This is a genomic window from Mesorhizobium sp. M7A.F.Ca.CA.002.15.2.1, from assembly GCF_003998715.1.
Classification (GTDB): Bacteria; Pseudomonadota; Alphaproteobacteria; order Rhizobiales; family Rhizobiaceae; genus Mesorhizobium; species Mesorhizobium ciceri.
On the sequence record NZ_RZPI01001272.1, the window covers coordinates 1 to 451 of the forward strand.

The 451-nt window shown below is 64.5% G+C and carries 1 protein-coding gene; it reads left to right on the plus strand.

The window, feature by feature from the left end; translation table 11 throughout:
• The coding region (locus tag ENZ74_RS34090; protein WP_245471074.1) for an ATP-binding protein at positions 1-451 on the plus strand (451 nt) is incomplete at both ends.

Below are 451 nucleotides of genomic sequence, written 5' to 3' on the forward strand. Positions count from 1 at the left end.
GAATGCGCCTGCGCCTGGAGCTGTTGCGCAAATCGGCGGTCCGCGAGGCGCTGGCGCACGACCTCGCCGATGTCGAGAGCATCGCCAGCTCGGTGATCGACTTCGCCACCTTCGAAGTGACCGAGGAAAAGAACGAACGCATCGACTTCTGGTCGCTCGTGGAATCGATCGCCGACGGCTATGACGACGTCTCGTTCGACGACGAGACCCGTTCGCGCGGGCTGATCTGCATGGCGCGGCCGGTCGCGCTCAAGCGCTGCGTCACCAATCTGGTGCAGAACGCGGTCACCTACGGCAAGAAGGCGCATCTTTCGCTGCGCCGGTCGGAGGACATGATCCTGCTCACCATCCGCGACGAAGGGCCTGGCATACCGCAGGCGCAGATCGACGCCGTGTTCGGCTCGTTCGTGCGCCTCGAACAATCGCGCAACCGCCAGACCGGCGGTCTTTG